Consider the following 19932-nt stretch of genomic DNA (forward strand, 5'->3'; position numbering starts at 1 on the left):
ATTTTTGAATGTGACTGTTTCGTGTAACCTTGTAACCTTGAAAAATAAAATTTATAGGGAAACAAGTTATTAACATAAGCGGATACTATATGAATATACCAAACGTTTTAAAATATTATTTAACAGAAACATTTCTTAAAACAGCAATTCGCAAACCAAGTCAGTTGAATTTACCTCCAACTGCTCTACGCCCTATGCTTGAACAACTTTGCCGAGCATTTCCAAAACAAAAAAATGTAACTGTTCGTCCGATCCGACTTGCTGGTGTAAAAGGTGAGGAAATTAAAGCTCAGGATTCAGCAACCCAGCTTATTTTTCATATTCACGGCGGCGCTTTTTTTCTGGGCAGTGTAAAAACCCATCATGCATTTATGACGGATTTAGCTGCCCGCACTCAAATGCAAATCATTCATGTGGACTATCCACTTGCACCGGAACATCCATATCCTGAAGCGATCGAAGCATTATATGACGTATATCAATCATTATTAGTTCAAGGTATTCAGCCCAAAGATATTATTTTATCGGGAGATTCATGCGGGGCTAATTTAGCTTTGGCACTTTGCTTGCGTTTAAAAGAACAACCCGAACTCATGCCAAGCGGTCTAATTTTATTGTCACCTTTCTTAGATTTGACCTTAACCAGTGAATCTTTAAGATTTAACCAAAAACATGATGCCTTGCTTTCTCTTGAAGCCCTGCAAATAGGTATTCAACATTATATTGGCAACCATATTGCAGCAGATGACCCACGTGTTTCGCCTATTTTTGATAACTTAGAAGGTTTGCCACCGACTTTAGTACAGGTGGGTTCTAAAGAAATTTTATTAGACGATGCAAAACGCTTTAGAGAAAAAGCTGAAGAAGCAGGTGTCAAAGTACATTTTAAACTTTATACAGGCATGTGGCATAACTTTCAGATGTTTAATGCTTGGTTCGACGAAGCAAAACATGCGATGGCAGATATTGCCGAATTTGCTCATGAACTTGATAAAACTTAATTAAAATGAATGAAGTGATGAGTTTGAAATACCTCTCACTTCATCTTATTTATAAAAACTTTAATCTTAAGGTTTAATGAGTGAATCATGGTATGTTTAGGTTATGAATCATTCAAACTCCCCCATTTTAGGATGATCTGAAGAAGAGATATCACTATTTAGGAGTTCCTTTATTATTATGAAAATTCGTTTAATCACTCATCCTATAAATAAAATAAAACAGGTGATTCTCGAATTCATCCATAACAATCATATTATTAATTGGACCCCGTTACAAAAAAGTGCACTGATGCTGACCCTCGCCTGTGCAATGAATTTCAGTTGGATTTTATGGAAAGGTTATATCTTAATAACGCCTAGTGTCTGGCAATGGTCAAATTTACCTTTAGTCGAATCACAGCTCTGGCTCAACTTATTGACCTTATTTTTATTAGCTTTGCTGATTATTCCGTGTTACCGCTATAAAGACCAAGACTGGGCTCAAAAAATTGTTCCTCTTATTAGCGTGCAAGCCTTTATGCTCATGCTGTGTCACGATGGTTATTTAATAGGAAGTATCAGCCCAGCCACAATGGTCGGTTATGTAGGTACGATTGGCGTAGGTTTAGTTTTATTTGAAAGAAAAATTGTTTATAGCGCTTTTATACCAGCAACAATTATTTTAGCCGTGTGTACTTATTTAAGTATGAATGGGGTTATACCCTACGCTCCACTATTTAACTTCACGGCTATCCGACATGCTCAAACCAATCCATTTTGGTTAGGGAGTATGCTGTTTTTTATTATGCCAATTTTAGTGGCGTGCTTTATTTTATTTGAAATTCTACTAACTCAATGGCGCCAAAGAGAAACTTATATTCAACGCTTAAGCCAGATCGACCCATTAACTAATGTATTAAATAGACGCAGTTTAAATGCGCATCTTGAAACACTGCACGAACAACAATTCGATTATGCTTTAGTCCTTCTCGACATAGACCATTTTAAAAAAATTAATGATGTATATGGACATCATCAGGGCGATCAGGTCCTGATTAAAATTGCTCAATGTCTTTCTGAAAATTTACGTACTGAAGACATCATTGGTCGATTTGGTGGAGAAGAATTTATTTTATTACTCCCTCATACCGACATTATTCAAGCGGAAAAAATTGCGGAACGTTGCCGACTTGCCTTACAAGGGTTATCTATTTTCAATAATCAGAATATTCAGATTCATGTAAGTGCAAGCTTTGGAATTAGTAGCTCTGCTTTTGCAAACGATCCATACGTTGTGATTCGACAGGCCGATGAAGCACTTTATGCGGTAAAGGCTTCAGGGCGTAATCAAGTCCGCACTTTTCAACAAATACCACATATAAAATCAATTTGACTATTTAGCTTTCGATAAGCTGGAAAGCTGTTGCGAAAGCTCTTGCTGACTAAAGGCACCTGTTAAACGCAAAGAACGAATTTCTTGTTGTTGCTTATTTAAAAAGAGATAGGTTGGTGGCCCAAGAATATTCCACTGCTTGAGTAGAGCTTCATGTGACTGATCATAATGGCTCAAATCAAGCTTAATGAGGTAGTAAGGCGCAAGAGCTGACTGAACTTCTGGTGCTTTTAAAATACGATGTTCAATAGGCTGACAAGCCACACACCAATCTGCATAGACATCCACGACAATAGCCCGATCAGCAGGCGCTGCTGCTAAAATTTTCTGAAAGTCTGCGGCTGTAGTTGCAACATGCCATTCAGCCATATGGTCGGAACTTTGCAAACTTCGATTTTGAAAATGCTGATACTGGTTATAAGCAACAAATGGCGTTACCAATAAAAGTAGTAAGGCATATAGCCACTGTAACTGCCCTTTTTTCCAAAAGAATTGATACAGCGCATAAATAATAAAAGCCAGCCCTAGCAATAAACTAAGCACTTGCATGCCCCAATCTGGCAATAAAGGGCGAATAAAATAAAGACTTAATCCTAACATCAGAAAAGCAAAAATTACTTTAATCTGATGCATCCAGTCACCTGCTTTAGGTAAGAACTTTGCACCTAAAACACTGGCAATGAGTAAAGGAATTCCCATCCCAAAACCTAGACAGAATAAAAGCAAAGCACCTTGCCATTGGTTCTGGGTTTGAGAAATAAATAATAAGGTTCCAGCTAAAGGTGCAGTCATACATGGACCAACCAAGAGCGCAGAAACTACGCCCATGACCCCGGCACCAACCAAAGTACCACCTTGTTGCATAGACTGAATACGATCAAGCCGATTTAACCACGTTTGCGGTAAACGAAGCTCAAACAATCCAAATAGATTCAGCGCAAAAACTACAAACAGTAAACTAAACGCGATAAGCGTAGCAGGCTGTTGTAACCAGCGTTGGAAATTTAGCCCTGCTGAAGAAGCAATTAAACCTAGACCTGCATAAACCAATGCCATACTACACACAAAGGTAAGCGCAATGGTCCAAGCCTTTAAACCCTTATGTTCTCGAATAATCAGTGAGGTTAAAATTGGCAACATTGGTAAAGAACATGGCGTAAATGCAAGCAGCATGCCTAAACCTAAAAACAATAAAACACCATACCAAAGTGAGTGTTCAATTAATTTAGCTGACCAAATCTGGTCTTGTGCAATTTGGGGAGCAGCCGCTTCAGCTTTATTTTCTGAACTTGTCGGATCTTCTAAAGGTTCTTGAGATACTGGTTTATTTGCCAAATCTAATAAGCGTTTCTGTGCTGTTCCTGCTTGATTTTGTACACCAACCAGACCATCTGCATCGGTTTGAAACTCAATAGTTTGTGGCGGATAACAAATACGGTCTTTGGCACAGCCTTGCCAAGTTACAGTGTAGTGCTCTGAAGGTTTAGTCTTAATCTGGAAGTTGACTTGATGGTAATAAACCTGACTTTGCCCATAGTTCTCATCATATTGAGAAACGGCTTTAGGCAAATTTAAAGCTAAAGGTTGATTACCCTGCTGGACAGTAAATTTATGCTGATACAAATAATAATTTGGCTGAATCTGCCACGATAACTTTGCGGTATGCGATTGTGGCGATTCAACCGAAAATGAAAAAGCCTGTTCGGGTGAAAGTAGCTTATCTTCTGCAAAAACAAACTGGCTCAATACAAAACTAGCAGCTGCTAGAAAATAAATAATTCCCTGAGAAATAAGCTTTTTCATTAACATCAATTCAAGTTGGTTTTATCAAAATAAGAATGCCATGCCCAAGCCACCATGGTAGCCTTTATCTTGACCCTCTAAATCGACACCTACACTTGCATCAAGTTGAGTACGTTTATTAACTGCATACACTAAACCTGTACCTAAACCATATTGGTAGTCTTGGCTTTCAGCTTTACGGTAAACAAATTCAGAATAGCCAGAAAGTTTGCCAGCAATTTTATAATTGATTGTTGGAATGGCTGTTACAGCCCAGTTGCTGTTTTGCACTTCGTAACGCATCGTAATTGCAGTATTGATCAAATCATTATACTGATAAGCCACTGCTGAACTTAAACTATAAATATCGTCATGTTCAGTAAACTCATCATTACCCGTTGCAATAAGCGCTTGAGCCAAGACAGCCATTGTTAAATTTTCATCATTTAAATCAATCGCTTTTTTTAAGCCGATGCTTACATCACCTAAACCAGAGGTATCTGTCTTTTTACCAGCGCGCTTGGTTTGAGTCCAACCCGGACCTTGCCAACCCAATTGTAATTCTAAGTCTTTCGCCAAACCTGTACGGAATAACATATCGCCATGTACAGTTACGGTTTTTTCTTTCACGCCATCAACAGTTGCTTCTGTATAAGTTGCACTTGGCAAACCTTGTTCCCAAGCTAACTGCCCCACTGGAGTGATACCTGTTCCGAAGCCCGAACCTGGACGGTCAAACGAGAACTCTGCGGCAAAACTACTTCCTGCGGCAACAGTGGTCAGAGCAAAAGTTAAAATTTGAAATGTTCTCATTCTATATTCCAATCAAGTAGTTAGTTCTTTTGACATTTTTGCTCCATGATGGCGCAATAACTCTAGTGTTTCACGCTCTTCTTGAAGCGCTTCTGACCAATCTATTTCATCAAAATCACAATCAAAGAACAACTGACTGATTGAAGATAAAATGGTGAGTCCTTCTTCATCACGTGTGTTTGGATCAACTTTTTCATCAAGTAAACGTTGAACCGCTGGTGCGCATGCCGAACTTGCTGCATCCCATAGTGGACCATAAAATTCTTCTGCATCCCAAAGATGAACATTTGCCTTTGCCTGAATTAAGGCTTCAAGGATATCGAGATAAACTTGTAATGCTTGATCTTTTTCTTCTTTTGATAAGGGAGTGCCTGCTTCATACGCTTCCGAGACATCTTCCCACCATTTAAAAATTCCATCACAAATAATTGATACAGGTGGCCCTTGTTCCGGATCAATGAAATTCGGATCAAGCCCCTCAGCAAGTAATTTTTGTACTTGCGTAAGTTCTAATTCTTCTATGGCTTTAATTAAAGCCTGCTGCTGGGTGGTTAACATGACCATCTCTCAAAAATATATTAGGGCTATTATGCCTAATCTCTGATGAAGATTTTAGAGGTCAATGCTATTGCATTGCAAACCAAAAGTTGTGAAGAGTTTTTATCCGTCTTTTTTATTTTTCATAAAAAAAGCCCCGAAGGGCTTTTTAGCAATTTTTAAACTTCATCATCAATGAATTCTGGTTGACCACCTCTCGGGTGTTCCTTTTTCTCAAAAGTATGTTCAAGGCTACGTTTTAGTTTTTCAATCGCACCATGAATTGAGGCATCAATATTTCCTGCTTTATGGTGCACTGCCACTGGTTTCAAGCCAGCAGGACGTGCTTCGATCATACAGTGGATATCTTTATCGCCACCTTTGTCCCCATTTTCATCACTAAAATGAACTGAGAAATGTGTAATACGTTCGCTATGACGTTGGAATTCTTGAGTAAGTTCTGCACGTACATAAGTAATTAAACGTTCACTATTATGGATGTTTTTATCTGTGCGGATTTCAATATTCATAAATACCATCCTCTCTTTCTTACTGTGGATCTTTTCTATGCAAAACTTTTTTATGTTGGCATGTTTTAAGCATGCATGAACTGACTTTAATTGTACATTTTGATGGTGTAATGGTTTGTTATCTCCTGACTTAAACGTACCGCTTTTAATTTATTTTGAAGATCTTCATACCTTCAATATCAGTCCATCTATAAAAATATGCAAGCTGATTTTTTAAATTTTTATGAAAAATTGAACAAAAGGAGAGCAATTGTGACCGAATCTTATCTATCTGGAGCAGAACTCATTGAGCAGATTCAAAAGTCTCCTTATTCACGTGATTTAATCGGTTATCACGGACAGCCTCCAGAGGTGAAATGGCCCAACAATGCTAAGATTGCCGTGCAATTTGTGTTGAATTATGAAGAAGGTGGCGAAAAGCATATTGAACACGGCGACGCAGGTTCGGAGCAATTTTTATCAGAAATTATTGGTGCTGCAAGCTATCCAGCTAAGCATATGTCGATGGACTCTATGTACGAATATGGTTCACGTGCTGGTTTTTGGCGCATCCATAGTGAGTTCCAACGGCGCAAGCTTCCAATGACTATCTTCGGCGTTGCCATGGCGCTGGCCCGTAACCCTTATATTGTCGAAGCCATTAAAGAAGCTGATTATGATGTCGTTTCTCATGGCTACCGCTGGCTTCACTATCAAGATACCGACATTGAAGTCGAAAAACAGCACATGGAACAAGCCTTATCAGTTTTAGAAAACTTGTTTGGAAATAAGACTATAGGTTGGTATACCGGACGTGATAGTCCTAATACCCGTCAGTTACTCGCAGAGTTTCCACAAATACAATACGACTCTGATTATTATGGTGATGACCTGCCTTTTTGGACCACACTGACCAATACGGCTGGTGCATCACGTCCTCATCTCATTATTCCTTATACGCTCGAATGTAACGACATGAAATTCTGCTCACCGGGCGGATTTAATAGCTCAGAGCAGTTTTTCCAATATTTAAAAGATAGTTTTGATGTTCTGTATGCAGAAGGTGAAACTGCACCAAAAATGATGTCTATTGGAATGCACTGCCGTATTTTAGGGCGTCCGGGTCGTTTTAAAGCCTTACAAAGATTCCTCGACTATATTCAAATGCACGATCGTGTCTGGGTGTGTCGTCGTCAGGATATTGCAGAATATTGGTTTAAAAATCACATAACTCGTTAGTTGGTTATTAATTTTCCAAATTCATTAGTGAAAGATTAACCACTCTTGGCACTGTTATTGCTAAAACTCTATATCATGATAACGAGTTTAGGAATAACAGTGTTTTTAGCCGAGTTTAATCAAGCCCCATCCGAGCAACTCAAGACTCTGTTAAACAACTGCGTCCATATTCCTGCTTGGGCCGAAAAAATTATTTCAGAACGTCCCTACTCTTCAACATCAGTTCTTTTAGGGTATGCAGAACAATTAAGCCACACATGGTCATGGCAAGAAATTCAGGCCGCTTTAGCAACCCATCCAAAAATTGGGGAACGACAGGCAAAAAAACAACTCAATGCAAAAGAGCAAGATTTTTCAGTTAAAGAACAAGCTGGTATCTCGTTGGATGAGCAAACACAACAAGCTCTGCTGCAAGGTAATCTTGAGTATGAACAGAAGTTTGGTTTTATTTTTTTAATTAAAGCAGCCGGCCTCAGTAGCGAAGATATTTTAAAAAAACTCCATCAACGTCTTCAAAACAACTTAGCTATAGAAAAAGTCATTGTACATGAGCAACTCGCAGCAATTGCTCTATTACGTCTATCACAGGAAGTACAAACATGATCAGCACTCATATTTTAGATACGAATTTAGGTAAACCGGCTGCACAGGTCGAAGTGAAATTGTTTCATGCAGCAACTCACGAACTAATTGCGACCGCAACCACTAATCAAGATGGGCGAGTGAGTGATTTTGAAATAAACGACTTGAGTGAAGGTGCTTATCAACTTGAATTTGAAATTGCTCCTTATTTTGCCTCGCAAGAAGTCAAAACTTTTTTCCCGCGTGTTTGTATTCAATTTTTTATAGAAGACATCAATCAGCATTATCACATTCCATTACTAATCAGCCCCTTTGCCTACTCCACTTATCGCGGCAGCTAATTCAAATATAAATAGGAGAAAAATATGAATCATCGACAAAAGAATGCGATTTCTCCAGAGCATGAATATTTAGGAATTTCAAAAAGTTTTGCTTATGGCTTACAGCATGTACTTACCATGTATGGCGGCATTGTAGCACCGCCACTTATTATTGGAATGGCAGCTGGTTTAAGCTCGGCACAAGTCGGAATGCTCATTGCAGCAGCGCTATTTGTGGGCGGATTGGCAACTCTCATACAAACCATGGGAACAAAATATCTAGGCGCAAAACTACCTTTAGTTCAGGGGGTGTCTTTTGCAGGTGTGGCGACCATGGTTGCCATTATCACCACAGGCGGTGGTCTACCTGCAGTTTACGGGGCAGTCATTGTAGCCTCTCTAGTTGGGCTTTGCCTTGCGCCCTACTTTTCAAAAATCATTCGTTTTTTCCCACCTGTTGTAACCGGATGCGTCATCACGATTATTGGGCTATCTCTATTACCTGTTGCAATTCGTTGGATGATGGGTGGTAACGAGAAAGCACCCAACTGGGGAAGTGTAGAAAATATTTCTTTGGCACTACTGACCTTAGGTATTGTGATTATTCTGAATATGCTACCTCAAGCCGGTATTCGTCGCTTATCCATATTATTGGCGATCATGGCTGGTAGTATATTGGCCTACTTCATGGGTTTTGGTGATTTTAGTCACGTGAGCTCAGGTGCATGGCTGCAATTCCCTCATCTATTTGCATTTGGTTTACCGACTTTTGAGCTCAGTGCGATTTTATCGATGCTGATTGTTACCTTAGTAATTATGACGGAAACCACTGCTGACATTATTGCGGTCGGAGACATTGTAGGAACTGAAGTCGATTCAAAACGTATTGCCAATGGCGTTCGTGCAGATATGTTCTCGAGTGCTATTGCACCTATTTTTGGTTCATTCATGCAAAGTGCTTTTGCACAAAATGTAGGATTGGTAGCAATTACAGGGATTAAGAGCCGTTTTGTCGTGGCAGCAGGCGGTGTCATTCTCATCATTTTAGGTCTATTGCCTGTTATGGGTCGCCTTATTGCAGCAATCCCTATGCCTGTACTTGGTGGTGCAGGTCTGGTCTTGTTTGGATCAGTTGCAGCGAGCGGAATCCGTACTTTGGCAAAAATTAATTATAACGATCAGAAAAATTTGATTATTGTCGCGACTGCTTTATCAGCAGGGATGATTCCTATTATTAACCATGAATTCTATGCTCACTTTCCAGTTTGGGTACAAACTTTGTTCCATTCGGGTATTAGTTCAACTTGTATCTTTGCTATCTTATTGAATTTGTTATTTAATCATTTACCTTCATTTCGTAGCTCATCTGCCCCTCAATTGAGCCAAACCATAAATACACGAAATACACATTAATGAATTCGTTTTTAGCGCCCCACTTCGGTGGGCTTTTTTTTAACCGTTGATCAAATTTGGCTTCATTTTTGCTTAAGACCCTGTATCCTTAGCGTGCTTTATTTGGGGGGAGATCATTTAAATGCAATTAAAGCAACTTGCGGCTACTTGTGCCTTGTTATCTGCAACAGCCATGGTTCAGGCAAAACCAATTTGGCAAGATTTTAGCGTGACTGGTCTTTATGGTGAAAACTATGAAGTTGTAGACGCAAAAGAAACCACCATCACTTTGGAATATGCAGCAAAAGTTAAATATGCTGATGTGTTCTTCTTCATGGACCGTATGCGCGGTGAAGATGATCATAAAAGTACATATTTTGAGTTATCACCACGTTTAAGCTTAGGTGAAATATCTGGCAAAAAATTGGCTTATGGCCCAATTAAAGATGTGCTCATTAGTACCACTTGGGAAAGTAATAGCGAAAACGGCAACAATTTCGATAACTTCTTATATGGTTTTGCTGTTGATTTAGATATTCCGTATTTTAAATATGCGAATTTAAATTTCTACCGTGCAAACAACGAGAAAACTGATGACGATTATCAAATGACATTCGTCTATGGAATTCCATTTAATATTGCATCTGAAGAATTCTTGGTTGATGGTTTCCTAGATTGGTCAACTGCTGAAGGTGACCATGCCAGTGAGTTGAACTGGACAACTCAATGGAAATGGAATGTAGGTAAACACATTTCTCCTGACACACGCCTGTACCTAGGTATTGAGCACTCTGTGTGGAATAATAAATTTGGCCTACAAGGCCGAGACGAAAATAACGTCAGTGCTTTGGTTAAATACCACTTCTAAAATTTTTTATTTAGAAGCATAAAACAGCAAGGAAAAATTCCTTGCTGTTTTTGTTTTAGTCGAGTGGATTACCGACAATATTACTAATAATACCCTGCATAATATGTCCGCCTTGTTCACGGCGTAATTCTTCATACCAAGCTTGGGTAACAGTTTCATCTTTCATATGGGTTACATCACAACGTTTGCGTGCACGAAGCACCAATTCATTGGCACGTTCATTACGTTTGTTTTGATAGCGGCGTAAAGCATCTTCTAGTCCCAAAGTATTAATTTGCAAAGAGCGCGCTAAATAAATCGCATCTTCCATGGCTTGGCAGCCACCTTGCCCAATATCAGGTGTGGTGCTATGAGCGGCATCACCTAAAATCACCACGCGACCTTTATAAAATTGGGTAAACGGTTCAATATCATGTATTTCTACCCGATTGGTCTTTTGCGGGTCTAAGCGTTCAATGAGCTGCTGTACAGGCTGACACCAATCAGCAAAATATTGTTTTAAGAGCTTTTTATATTCATCCCGATTATTCTCTAACCCTGCTGGTAAAGGTACATCTAAAAAGAAATAAAAACGTCCATCGGCAACTGGCATCAGAGACGCTCGCTTACCCTCTCCTACATAAGTCGTCCATTGCTGAGCTGGCGCTAAATCTTCAGAGATTTCAACCAAACCATTCCAGTTCACATAACCTGCATAACGGCGCTGTACCTGCTGACCTAATACATAGGCACGAGTCATTGAATGCGTACCATCAGCCCCAATCAGTAAGTCGGCTTGTGTTGAACTACCATCTGCAAAATGCACTTCGACATAATCAGCTTTATTCTCAAGGCTGACCATTTTTTTGCCTAAATAAATCTGATCTCGACCAAACTCATCCATCAGCATATTTTGTAAATCGGCACGTGCGACCGGATAAGGGCGTTGTCCCACTTCTTCAATTAATGGCCGTAAACTGAATTGTGTCATCACATCTCCAGTTAAACCATCTACATAGGCCAAGTCATCCATTTGCCCACCAAGTTTGGCGATTTTCTCGGTTAATCCCAGATAATTTAGACATTTCACACCATTCGACCACAGCGAAATTGCAGCGCCGACTGGAAGAATCTTTTCAGTTTGCTCAAAAATACGAACTTGGTGACCAAATTTCTTTAATGCAATGCCTGTGGTTAGACCTCCCATTCCCGCACCAATAATCACCACATTCATAACACGCTCCTATAGATATTCACCTATAGGGTGCTTATGCTAAAAACATGCCATCGTTCAAAATTTATTGAGCTTTTCCACCAAACTGGCATGCACCATGCTTATATATTTATGTATAAAACTCATCTCAGCACGCTCAGTGTGAGTGCAGTTTTAAATGAAAAATCATGTTTTTAACAAGAAATACGGATACTCCATTATGGCAACATTGCACGCTCCAGCTTTTGAACTTCCTGAAATTTTGAATACTAAAACTAATTTGGCGGATGCCCGAATTGGTGCACAAGTGATTGAGTGTTCAGATGATTTCTTTGCAGAAGCAAAACGTATGCTGCAATTTGAAGCACCTATTTTTGTTGAAGATAAATTCGATGATAACGGCAAATGGATGGACGGTTGGGAGACCCGCCGTAAGCGTCATGCGGGCTATGACTGGTGTATTGTGAAGCTAGGAGTGAGTGGAAAAATCAGTGCACTTGATATCGACACCACGTTTTTTACAGGAAATTATCCTGCATCTGCATCATTAGAGGCATGTTATGCACCAAATGGTGACCTTAATGGGGCAAAATGGCAGAGTATTTTAGGAAATACAGAGCTAGGGCCGAGTCAACATCATATTTTCATGGTCAATAATGATGCAATTTTCACTCATATACGCCTCAATATTTTCCCAGATGGTGGTGTCGCCCGTTTACGCGTTTATGGTGATGTTCATATTCAGGTGTCTGATACAGAGCAAACACTCGACTTATTGGCTCTTGAAAATGGTGGTCGCGTAATTGCCTATAGCGATGCGCACTTTGGACACCCGCGTAATTTGATTAACCCAGGCCGTGGCGTCAATATGGGCGATGGATGGGAAACCAAACGCCGCCGCGCACCAGGTTATGACTGGTGTATTCTTGCGTTGGGTAAAAGCGGAAAAATTGAAAAAATTGAAATTGATACGGCGCACTTTAAAGGGAACTTCCCTGCCCAAGTATCGATACAAGCGGTCTACCTTGAAAATGCAACCGATGCACAATTAATTCCACAAAGTATGTTTTGGTCTTATTTACTAGAAGCCCAACCTATGCAAATGGACCATATTCATGAATATGTGAATGAGATTTTACAGCATGAAAAAATCTCACATATCCGTATTAACATGATTCCGGATGGTGGCATTAGTCGTGTCCGTTTATGGGGGAAAATTGCCAAGTCATGATCATAGATACTGTTCAGATTCAGCCCTTAACTATTGAGAACTTTCAGCCCTTCGGAGAAGTTATTTGTTGTGATGGGCATGATTTTTTTCATATTAATGATGCCCACACCGAACGCTACCATGCGCTCGTTGAAACTGAAATTGAGGGTGAAGCAAAAGCAGGGATCAGTATTTTCCGTAACATCAAGGCCAGTGTCTTGCCTATGGAAATTTCCATGCTAGAGCGACATCCGAAAGGTTCTCAAGCATTTATTCCATTACAGCAACAAAAGTTTTTAATTATTGTCGCACCCGCTTTAGATGAAAATACTCCCGATATTTCCAAGCTCTGTGCTTTCATCTCGAATGGTAAGCAAAGTATTAATTATCGGGCAGGCACATGGCATCACCCTTTGCTTACCTTTGAGGCACCCAGTGATTTTGTAGTAATAGATCGGATTGGAGGTGGTGCAAATTGCGATGTTTTTCAATTTCCACAACCTATAGAAATTAGGTTTTAAATAAAGAATAAGTTATACAGACCTGTCTGCTTTAGTCTAATTATTTAAATACTGCATACTATTGTGTAATTAAAATAAAAAATCCCCGCCTATTGTGCGGGGATTTTTTTAATACTTTTTTAAACCGTGATATCAGCTAAGTTACCCTTTTGCTCAAGCCACTGCTTACGGTCTGCTGCACGTTTTTTCGCAAGGAGCTTGTCGAGTAAACCTGCTGTTAAATGTGCATCATCTAGATCGAGCTGAACCAAACGACGGGTGTTCGGATCCATGGTTGTTTCACGTAGTTGAATTGCATTCATCTCGCCCAATCCTTTGAATCGGGTAATTTGCGGATTCTTATTACCTTTAACATTTTTTAAAATGGTTTCAAGCTCTTCATCATCTAGCGCGTAATGAACATCTTTACCAATGTCGATACGGAACAATGGCGGCATTGCTACAAATAAATGGCCTTCTTCAACCAATGCTGGAAAGTGTTTAACGAATAAAGCACATAGCAGAGTCGCAATGTGCAAACCGTCTGAGTCGGCATCGGCCAAAATACAGATTTTGCCATAGCGCAGTTCTGACAAATCATCACTGCCCGGGTCTACACCAATTGCAATCGCAATGTCGTGAACTTCCTGAGAAGCAAGTACTTCATCAGAAGAAACCTCCCATGTATTTAAGATTTTTCCACGAATTGGCATAATAGCCTGAAAGTTCTTGTCGCGCGCCTGTTTGGCACTACCACCAGCCGAGTCACCCTCGACAATGAATAACTCACTTTCTTCGCGTGTTTGGCCCACGCAGTCTGCCAATTTACCCGGTAAAGCCGGACCAGAAACAATCTTTTTACGCTCAACTTTTTTCGCAGCTTTTAAACGTCGACCTGCTTTAGAAATTGCCATTTCGGCAAGTTGCATAGCAATTTCAGCATGCTGGTTGAGCCAGAGCGCAAACGCATCCTTAGCAATATTTAAAACAATATTGGCAGCTTCACGACTCGAAAGACGCTCTTTGGTTTGCCCAGAGAACTGTGGTTCTTGGAACTTGAGCGATAAAATGTAATTCACGCCATCCCAAACATCTTCAGCCGAAAGTTTAAGATTACGTGGTAATAAATTACGTAACTCACAGAATTCACGTAATGCCTCGGTCACACCCGAACGTAAACCGTTTACATGTGTACCGCCTTGTGCAGTCGGAATCAGATTGACGTAGCTTTCTTGAACCTGCTCACCGCCTTCTACATTCCAGCAAATCGCAAACTCACAGGCTGCGCGGTCTGCTTGTCCACTACTTACAAATGCAGGGTTTGGCAAAATTTCACGATCTTGTAATTCATCCATCAAATAATCGACAAGGCCATTTTCAAATTGCCATTCGATTTTTTCATCATTAATTTGATCGATATAAGTGATTTTTAAACCAGCTGCTAAAACAGCTTTGGCTTTTAAATTATGTTTAAGTGCTTTTAAAGCAAATTTTGGACTATCAAAATATTTAGCTTCAGGCCAGAAACGTACCGTAGTTCCTGTCGCACGTTTAGGTGCTTTACCTTCTAACACCGCTAAAGGAGCAACAGGTTCACCTTGCTCAAATGCCATCTGGTATAAATTACCCTGACGCTGAACTTCTACCTCAACACGTGTAGATAAAGCGTTTACAACTGAAATCCCCACACCATGTAAACCACCTGAAAACTGATAGTTATCAGTACTAAACTTACCACCAGCATGCAGCTTGGTTAAAATGATTTCGATACCACTTTGGCCATATTCAGGATGAATATCAACTGGCATACCACGGCCATTATCTTCAACTGACAATGAACCATCTTTATAAACCGTGACACAGATTTTGTCGGCATGACCGGCTAATGCTTCATCGACAGCATTATCAATAACTTCTTGGGCTAAATGGTTAGGACGAGAAGTATCGGTATACATCCCCGGACGACGACGAACAGGGTCTAAACCGGAAAGAACTTCAAGCGATTGAGCCGTATATTGTGTCACGTTGTACGTTTTCCTTATTTGATGGTGTGCGCAAAGAATTCGATCACTAAGGGTAATTTTTCTTCAAAATCTTCCATGGCATGATTGCCATGAGCATCCGTCAAAATCAATGAGGATGGTGTTGCAGCACTATAATAGCGTTGTGCTTGACGATAATCCAAAATTTCGTCGCCTTGTTGCAATAAGACGAGTATTTTGTCAGCATTTTCAGGTTGTTTCAGTTCCAGTTGTTCTAACTGTCGTAACTGAACATGATCAATTGACCATAGATCATTCACCTTATAAGGCATGCTTTCAACTTGAAATAACTCATCAAACAGCTTCCATGGTTGCATAGCAGGGTTAATCAGTACAGCCGGAACATTATATTTCGCGACAAAATATGTCGCAAAAAATCCACCAAGACTACTGCCGACTAAAGCTACCTTTTCTAAAGACTGAATCATTTCTGAAACTTGTGCTACGACCTGATCTGGAGATCTATTTAAATCTGGCAAATGCACATTTATACCCAATTCGCTACAATATTGCTTAAGGCTCAGCCCTTTAATCGAAGAAGAGCTGCTATTAAAGCCATGGAGGTAGATAATATTCATATATTTCCCTCTTAAATTGAGAATAAACTCACATTTTTGTTCTCAGTTTGTATATAAAAACCCTATTGTCAGACAAGAAAAACGTCTCAACTTACCATTCATCAGTATTTTAAAAACATGTGTTATTTAAACTACTAAGATGGAAACGTTAGCTGCCGTTCATAAAAAGTACAGCTTAAAACGTCGGTTATAACGTAAATGGGGAAAAGATATGCCGAGCTTAACACCGTTACATGAAACTTATTGTAAATGGGATCGTACGCCACCAAGTCAGGCCGACGTACTAGAAGGTTTAGCTCAACTGTTCAGCACCAGCTTAAATGGTGTACATGAATTAATACAAGTCATTAATATTGAAGTGTTAAAAAATGCTTTTGGTATTAGTGCTCAAAATGCTAATAATTTTCAAAAACGCCCATCTGTGCAAAAGGTCTACCAGTTTTCCTATGGTGCCTTACAAAAATATGGTCGTTATTTTTTAGCGCCGGGTTTACGTCGTATTATTGAAAAGTTTCCGACCCTTCATGAAAAGCCATTAACACCCACACTTCATTTTTTGGTGGGTATTTTAAATGGTATTTTTGGAGACTATTTGCTTAAGCAACATAGTCCACTTGCCTTGCCGATGGTGCTATATGATCACTACGGTGCAATCCAGCAAGGCGAACTTGCAGGGCGTATCGTAATTTTAGTTCATGGTTTGTGTATGAACCATCTTACTTGGTCAAATGCACACTATGGTGGCATTGGTGAGCGTCTGTTAGCACAGCGTGACCATAACACCATGCTATATTTAAATTACAACACAGGTCGCCGCATTTCAGCCAATGGGCGCAGTTTTTCAAACTTATTAGAAGATTTAGTACAGCGCAATCCAAGAATTACTAGTATTGATTTAATTGGTCACAGTATGGGTGGCCTGGTTTCCCGTAGCGCACTGTTTTACGGTAAACAAAATATGTACCAATGGATTCATATGGTCGAAAACCTCGTCTGTATTGGTTCTCCACACCATGGTGCAGTACTTGAGCGTTTTGGATTTGCTATACAAGATAAGCTCGGAGCTTTCCCATTTGTTGGGTTACTGGGTCAGCTAGTTAATATCCGTAGTAATGGCATTTTAGACTTACGCCATGGCAGCGTTCGTGATGATGACTGGGAATATATGGATGCCCGTATTGGCATGATGGATGACAACCGTGCGCCGGCTCCACTACCCTCCCATATCAATACCTTTTTAGTGGCAGGAACACTCGAGTTTGAAAAGGTGCGTAATAAAGCACTTACCGTAATTGGCGATTACTTAGTGAGTGTGAAAAGCGCACTTGGCGAACATCCAAATCCACGTTTTCAGCTTAAAGTTCCAGACTCACATAAAGCCGTTTTTTATGGCTTAAACCATTTTGAAATTCAGTATCACTCAAGTGTTGCTGAACAGATTACTCGCTGGCTATATCCTCATGTGAATGATTATGTGCAAGACGGTATTCAAACCCATATTATTGATATGCCGAACTATACGCTTGAAGATTTGGAAGGGATTGTAGAGACGTAAATAGAGCCCAACTTTTGTTGGGCTTCTTTAACAAACTAGCTTTTGTAGAAGAAAGATAATATTTTAAATATCAACCATCCAAGCTTTATTGGCAATTACTCTTCCATTTTTTATATTTAAAACAATATTGTAAGCTGCTGCACCACCATTATTAAAAGTATTTAAAATATAAATATTATTATTTAAATAATATATTTTAAAATCAGCAAGCTCGTTCTTATCACCATCTATACCATTTTTAGGAAAAAAGTATTGTTCTATATCATTTTTACCAATTTCAATTTTCTTATCTTTATCCTTAATTATGATTTTATCAAGTTGTAAAAAATCATTATTAGGTAAAGTACCATCAGTACCAAAGAATTGTTTATTCTTAAAATACTTATATTCACCTTTAAAAGTTTTATAAAGTTTAGGATCTAAAATAGCTTTTTTTGCATACACTTCTAGTATTATGTTTTTATCATTATAAACAGCTTTTTCTCTAGAATATTGAGATAGTTTAATAGAAGTGTACCCACTAAAATTATTTATTCTATTTTTATAGATAAATCCAGTTACACCATTGCTTGCATTAACTAAACAAAAATTATTAGTCTGTTCATCCATCACACAAGAAACAATTTCATTATTATTTAATTTGGACGTAACTTTAGAATTTAAAATTGAATTTTCCCTTACATTCACATACCCATCTTTATCTTGAATAAAACCAAAGTCAGCATATGAAGCCTCAATAGATCCGATCATGAAAGAAGTAAAAACTATAAATTTAAGATATTGTTTCATTTAAGCTAAGCTCATTATTTACTTTGAATGATCTCTTTTATAACAATATCATCTTTCAAAATAATATTGTTATAAAATATAATCAAAATTTTAAAAATTTATGGTTATTCTTTATCATCATGAAAATCACTTTCATATTTCTAACAAGCCGCAATTTATATACTGCATTAACATAATCACTAAATAAAAAAATTATTGCTGTAGGATTTTAATCAAATTAGTATTATTATTGTATTTTATATTCTTAATAAGCTTACATTTCCCTTTATTTTCTATCAGAAAATCAATAAATTTACCATGTGTAGGCGTATTAAATTTAACAGTAACAATATTATCTGTAGCTTGTAGTATACTAAATTTACCTATATCATCTTGTGCATTACTTAAAATATTAAAATCTATATTGCATACACCATTTAAATTACTTCTACAAGCATAATCTTTTACTAACATATTTGTTAATTGATTAGAAAAAAACCTAGAAATAGTTTTTCTATCAGCACTCTCAATAATTTTATTTCCATCCACAGGATAGTTTTTATATAAGTTTATGATTAAAATTTTTGAGTCTTCAAAACATTTCTCATCATTACTTGCATTTGTAACACCAAAGAAAAAGGATAGAAAAATAAGTGTAAATAATTTGTATTTCATAAGTTATACCTAAACTGGTGCTTTATTTTATAAGAAAACTTACAAAAAAACATCATAACAATATTTTTATTTAACTCATCTATAATTATATTTTGCATATATTTTTAGAATTACACATTTTATCTTATACTTTTATTAAAACTCACATAAAGTAATATTTTTTAGCTTAAAGTATTTTTAAATTCAGTGCCACCCAATTTTTCTAAAAAAATTTCTTGCTAGTTTTTTCCTCATGTACATGATTATGTACAAGAAGGTATTCAAACTCATAATTGATAAGTGAAACTATACGCTCAAAGATTTGGAAGTGTTGTAAAGAAATAAAAAAGCCCAACTATGATAGAGATAGTTGGGCTTTAAAATAGAGTTAATAACTTAACATGTCTTACAACAGGTTAGATAAAAATCATCTCAAAATCTAGAATTATTTTAGCTCTTCATTAAAATTACTATTAATGAAGTAATTTTATATTTTCTAAATAAATATAATAATTAATGACTCTAATCAATTTTTTTAAATTCTAAACACCATTCGCTTCCCACATTTCAACAGCTTCTTGACATTGCTCAAGAGAATGGAATGCAAATACTCTAGCATCTTTCATTGTAATTCTAATAGCATCAGAATTTAAATCGAATACATTTTTCTCAATAGAACATTGATAATTCTTTAATTTATAACCGTTTAATTTCTTACATTTTGGCTGTTCTAAATTTTCATCAAAAGTATACCAATCATTTAAGGTTTTACCCATACAAGTAATTTTATCCTGAGCATCCATTTGCGGTTTTGAATTTTCCTTTTTTTTATCTTTTACTTGAGAAACAGTAGTTTCTTTTATTAGTGAGTCACTAGAGTTACTTAACTGTGACTTTATAACTGAATTTGATTCTTTTTGCTGTTCAACAGATGCATTAGATTCTTTTTCCAGTTTGTTAAAATCATTGCAAGCCGTCAAAAATAAAAAACTTAGCGCTATTAAAATTTTATTCATTA

20 protein-coding genes are annotated in these 19932 nt (G+C 38.0%); 10 read left to right on the forward strand and 10 right to left on the reverse strand.

Annotation, left to right across the window (positions count from 1 at the left end; genetic code table 11):
* Positions 1–89: 89 nt before the first annotated feature.
* Positions 90–1001, forward strand: coding sequence for an alpha/beta hydrolase (locus ABLC00_RS17800; protein ID WP_002053915.1), 912 nt, complete (start codon positions 90–92; stop codon positions 999–1001).
* A 178-nt stretch (positions 1002–1179) separates the two neighbouring features.
* Complete coding sequence (locus ABLC00_RS17805) at positions 1180–2373, forward strand: sensor domain-containing diguanylate cyclase (protein ID WP_006582456.1); 1194 nt, start codon at positions 1180–1182, stop codon at positions 2371–2373.
* Here the strand turns inward: ABLC00_RS17805 and dsbD are convergent, their stop codons facing one another.
* The 4 genes from dsbD to ABLC00_RS17825 all read right to left on the reverse strand — a co-directional run bounded on the left by dsbD (position 2374) and on the right by ABLC00_RS17825 (position 6035).
* Complete coding sequence (gene dsbD / locus ABLC00_RS17810) at positions 2374–4182, reverse strand: protein-disulfide reductase DsbD (protein WP_006582455.1); 1809 nt, start codon at positions 4180–4182, stop codon at positions 2374–2376. It abuts the gene before it with no gap.
* Between the two features lie 18 nt (positions 4183–4200).
* Entirely contained in the window at positions 4201–4968 is a 768-nt protein-coding gene (locus ABLC00_RS17815) for a transporter (protein ID WP_002053755.1), read from the reverse strand.
* Between the two features lie 12 nt (positions 4969–4980).
* Positions 4981–5526, reverse strand: a complete 546-nt coding sequence (locus tag ABLC00_RS17820) for an ankyrin repeat domain-containing protein (protein ID WP_004711466.1) — start codon at positions 5524–5526, stop codon at positions 4981–4983.
* A gap of 158 nt (positions 5527–5684) precedes the next feature.
* A complete protein-coding gene (locus ABLC00_RS17825; RefSeq protein WP_002053923.1) occupies positions 5685–6035 on the reverse strand; it encodes an HPF/RaiA family ribosome-associated protein in 351 nt (116 codons plus the stop codon).
* Between the two features lie 252 nt (positions 6036–6287).
* Between ABLC00_RS17825 and puuE the strand changes: the two genes are divergently transcribed.
* From puuE to ABLC00_RS17850, 5 genes are all read left to right on the forward strand, one after another.
* Positions 6288–7253: an allantoinase PuuE gene (gene puuE / locus ABLC00_RS17830; protein ID WP_006582454.1), complete on the forward strand. Its 966-nt coding sequence runs from the start codon at positions 6288–6290 to the stop codon at positions 7251–7253.
* Between the two features lie 99 nt (positions 7254–7352).
* Positions 7353–7856 carry a 2-oxo-4-hydroxy-4-carboxy-5-ureidoimidazoline decarboxylase gene (gene uraD / locus ABLC00_RS17835; protein WP_006582453.1) on the forward strand — a complete coding sequence of 168 codons (504 nt, stop codon included), beginning with the start codon at positions 7353–7355 and terminating at the stop codon, positions 7854–7856.
* Positions 7853–8176: a hydroxyisourate hydrolase gene (gene uraH / locus ABLC00_RS17840; protein ID WP_002054028.1), complete on the forward strand. Its 324-nt coding sequence runs from the start codon at positions 7853–7855 to the stop codon at positions 8174–8176. The genes uraD and uraH overlap by 4 nt, the downstream gene beginning before the upstream one ends.
* Before the next feature lie 24 nt (positions 8177–8200).
* A complete protein-coding gene (locus ABLC00_RS17845) occupies positions 8201–9568 on the forward strand; it encodes a nucleobase:cation symporter-2 family protein (RefSeq protein ID WP_004711456.1) in 1368 nt (455 codons plus the stop codon).
* Positions 9569–9689: 121 nt separating this feature from the next.
* Positions 9690–10415, forward strand: a complete 726-nt coding sequence (locus ABLC00_RS17850; protein WP_002053945.1) for an outer membrane protein OmpK — start codon at positions 9690–9692, stop codon at positions 10413–10415.
* A 55-nt stretch (positions 10416–10470) separates the two neighbouring features.
* Here the strand turns inward: ABLC00_RS17850 and hpxO are convergent, their stop codons facing one another.
* Positions 10471–11628, reverse strand: coding sequence for an FAD-dependent urate hydroxylase HpxO (gene hpxO, locus ABLC00_RS17855; protein WP_006582451.1), 1158 nt, complete (start codon positions 11626–11628; stop codon positions 10471–10473).
* Between the two features lie 199 nt (positions 11629–11827).
* On the opposite strand from hpxO, the gene alc reads away from it, so the two are divergent.
* On the forward strand, positions 11828–12838 hold the full coding sequence (alc, locus tag ABLC00_RS17860) for an allantoicase (RefSeq protein ID WP_006582450.1): 1011 nt from the start codon (positions 11828–11830) through the stop codon (positions 12836–12838).
* A complete protein-coding gene (locus ABLC00_RS17865; RefSeq protein WP_006582449.1) occupies positions 12835–13338 on the forward strand; it encodes an ureidoglycolate lyase in 504 nt (167 codons plus the stop codon). The genes alc and ABLC00_RS17865 overlap by 4 nt, the downstream gene beginning before the upstream one ends.
* A 119-nt stretch (positions 13339–13457) precedes the next feature.
* Here ABLC00_RS17865 and parE read toward each other — a convergent pair whose 3' ends face one another.
* Both parE and ABLC00_RS17875 read right to left on the reverse strand, forming a co-directional pair.
* Positions 13458–15341, reverse strand: coding sequence for a DNA topoisomerase IV subunit B (gene parE, locus ABLC00_RS17870; RefSeq protein ID WP_000195970.1), 1884 nt, complete (start codon positions 15339–15341; stop codon positions 13458–13460).
* A gap of 14 nt (positions 15342–15355) precedes the next feature.
* Positions 15356–15937 (reverse strand): YqiA/YcfP family alpha/beta fold hydrolase, encoded by a 582-nt coding sequence (locus ABLC00_RS17875; RefSeq protein WP_006582448.1) that lies wholly within the window; start codon positions 15935–15937, stop codon positions 15356–15358.
* 211 nt (positions 15938–16148) lie between these two features.
* On the opposite strand from ABLC00_RS17875, the gene ABLC00_RS17880 reads away from it, so the two are divergent.
* Positions 16149–17492: an alpha/beta fold hydrolase gene (locus ABLC00_RS17880; protein WP_004711445.1), complete on the forward strand. Its 1344-nt coding sequence runs from the start codon at positions 16149–16151 to the stop codon at positions 17490–17492.
* A 63-nt stretch (positions 17493–17555) separates the two neighbouring features.
* Here the strand turns inward: ABLC00_RS17880 and ABLC00_RS17885 are convergent, their stop codons facing one another.
* The 3 genes from ABLC00_RS17885 to ABLC00_RS17895 all read right to left on the reverse strand — a co-directional run bounded on the left by ABLC00_RS17885 (position 17556) and on the right by ABLC00_RS17895 (position 19930).
* Entirely contained in the window at positions 17556–18281 is a 726-nt protein-coding gene (locus tag ABLC00_RS17885) for an SH3 domain-containing protein (RefSeq protein WP_006582447.1), read from the reverse strand.
* A 192-nt stretch (positions 18282–18473) separates the two neighbouring features.
* Positions 18474–18935 carry a hypothetical protein gene (locus tag ABLC00_RS17890; RefSeq protein WP_348941008.1) on the reverse strand — a complete coding sequence of 154 codons (462 nt, stop codon included), beginning with the start codon at positions 18933–18935 and terminating at the stop codon, positions 18474–18476.
* A gap of 521 nt (positions 18936–19456) precedes the next feature.
* A complete protein-coding gene (locus tag ABLC00_RS17895) occupies positions 19457–19930 on the reverse strand; it encodes a hypothetical protein (protein WP_006582445.1) in 474 nt (157 codons plus the stop codon).
* Between the last annotated feature and the right edge of the window lie 2 nt (positions 19931–19932).

Origin of the sequence: Acinetobacter nosocomialis (genome assembly GCF_041021905.1) — a bacterium.
GTDB lineage: Bacteria > Pseudomonadota > Gammaproteobacteria > Pseudomonadales > Moraxellaceae > Acinetobacter > Acinetobacter nosocomialis.

What these genes read in the sequence shown, in the direction of transcription:
- ABLC00_RS17825 (WP_002053923.1), bottom strand. Translation starts at nt 6,035, where the DNA reads ATGAATATTGAAATCCGCACAGATAAAAACATCCATAATAGTGAACGT.
- uraH (WP_002054028.1), top strand. Translation starts at nt 7,853, where the DNA reads ATGATCAGCACTCATATTTTAGATACGAATTTAGGTAAACCGGCTGCA.
- dsbD (WP_006582455.1), bottom strand. Translation starts at nt 4,182, where the DNA reads ATGTTAATGAAAAAGCTTATTTCTCAGGGAATTATTTATTTTCTAGCA.
- ABLC00_RS17880 (WP_004711445.1), top strand. Translation starts at nt 16,149, where the DNA reads ATGCCGAGCTTAACACCGTTACATGAAACTTATTGTAAATGGGATCGT.
- ABLC00_RS17800 (WP_002053915.1), top strand. Translation starts at nt 90, where the DNA reads ATGAATATACCAAACGTTTTAAAATATTATTTAACAGAAACATTTCTT.
- ABLC00_RS17820 (WP_004711466.1), bottom strand. Translation starts at nt 5,526, where the DNA reads ATGTTAACCACCCAGCAGCAGGCTTTAATTAAAGCCATAGAAGAATTA.
- ABLC00_RS17845 (WP_004711456.1), top strand. Translation starts at nt 8,201, where the DNA reads ATGAATCATCGACAAAAGAATGCGATTTCTCCAGAGCATGAATATTTA.
- ABLC00_RS17815 (WP_002053755.1), bottom strand. Translation starts at nt 4,968, where the DNA reads ATGAGAACATTTCAAATTTTAACTTTTGCTCTGACCACTGTTGCCGCA.
- ABLC00_RS17890 (WP_348941008.1), bottom strand. Translation starts at nt 18,935, where the DNA reads ATGAAATACAAATTATTTACACTTATTTTTCTATCCTTTTTCTTTGGT.
- alc (WP_006582450.1), top strand. Translation starts at nt 11,828, where the DNA reads ATGGCAACATTGCACGCTCCAGCTTTTGAACTTCCTGAAATTTTGAAT.
- ABLC00_RS17875 (WP_006582448.1), bottom strand. Translation starts at nt 15,937, where the DNA reads ATGAATATTATCTACCTCCATGGCTTTAATAGCAGCTCTTCTTCGATT.
- ABLC00_RS17885 (WP_006582447.1), bottom strand. Translation starts at nt 18,281, where the DNA reads ATGAAACAATATCTTAAATTTATAGTTTTTACTTCTTTCATGATCGGA.
- ABLC00_RS17895 (WP_006582445.1), bottom strand. Translation starts at nt 19,930, where the DNA reads ATGAATAAAATTTTAATAGCGCTAAGTTTTTTATTTTTGACGGCTTGC.
- ABLC00_RS17805 (WP_006582456.1), top strand. Translation starts at nt 1,180, where the DNA reads ATGAAAATTCGTTTAATCACTCATCCTATAAATAAAATAAAACAGGTG.
- ABLC00_RS17850 (WP_002053945.1), top strand. Translation starts at nt 9,690, where the DNA reads ATGCAATTAAAGCAACTTGCGGCTACTTGTGCCTTGTTATCTGCAACA.
- ABLC00_RS17865 (WP_006582449.1), top strand. Translation starts at nt 12,835, where the DNA reads ATGATCATAGATACTGTTCAGATTCAGCCCTTAACTATTGAGAACTTT.
- hpxO (WP_006582451.1), bottom strand. Translation starts at nt 11,628, where the DNA reads ATGAATGTGGTGATTATTGGTGCGGGAATGGGAGGTCTAACCACAGGC.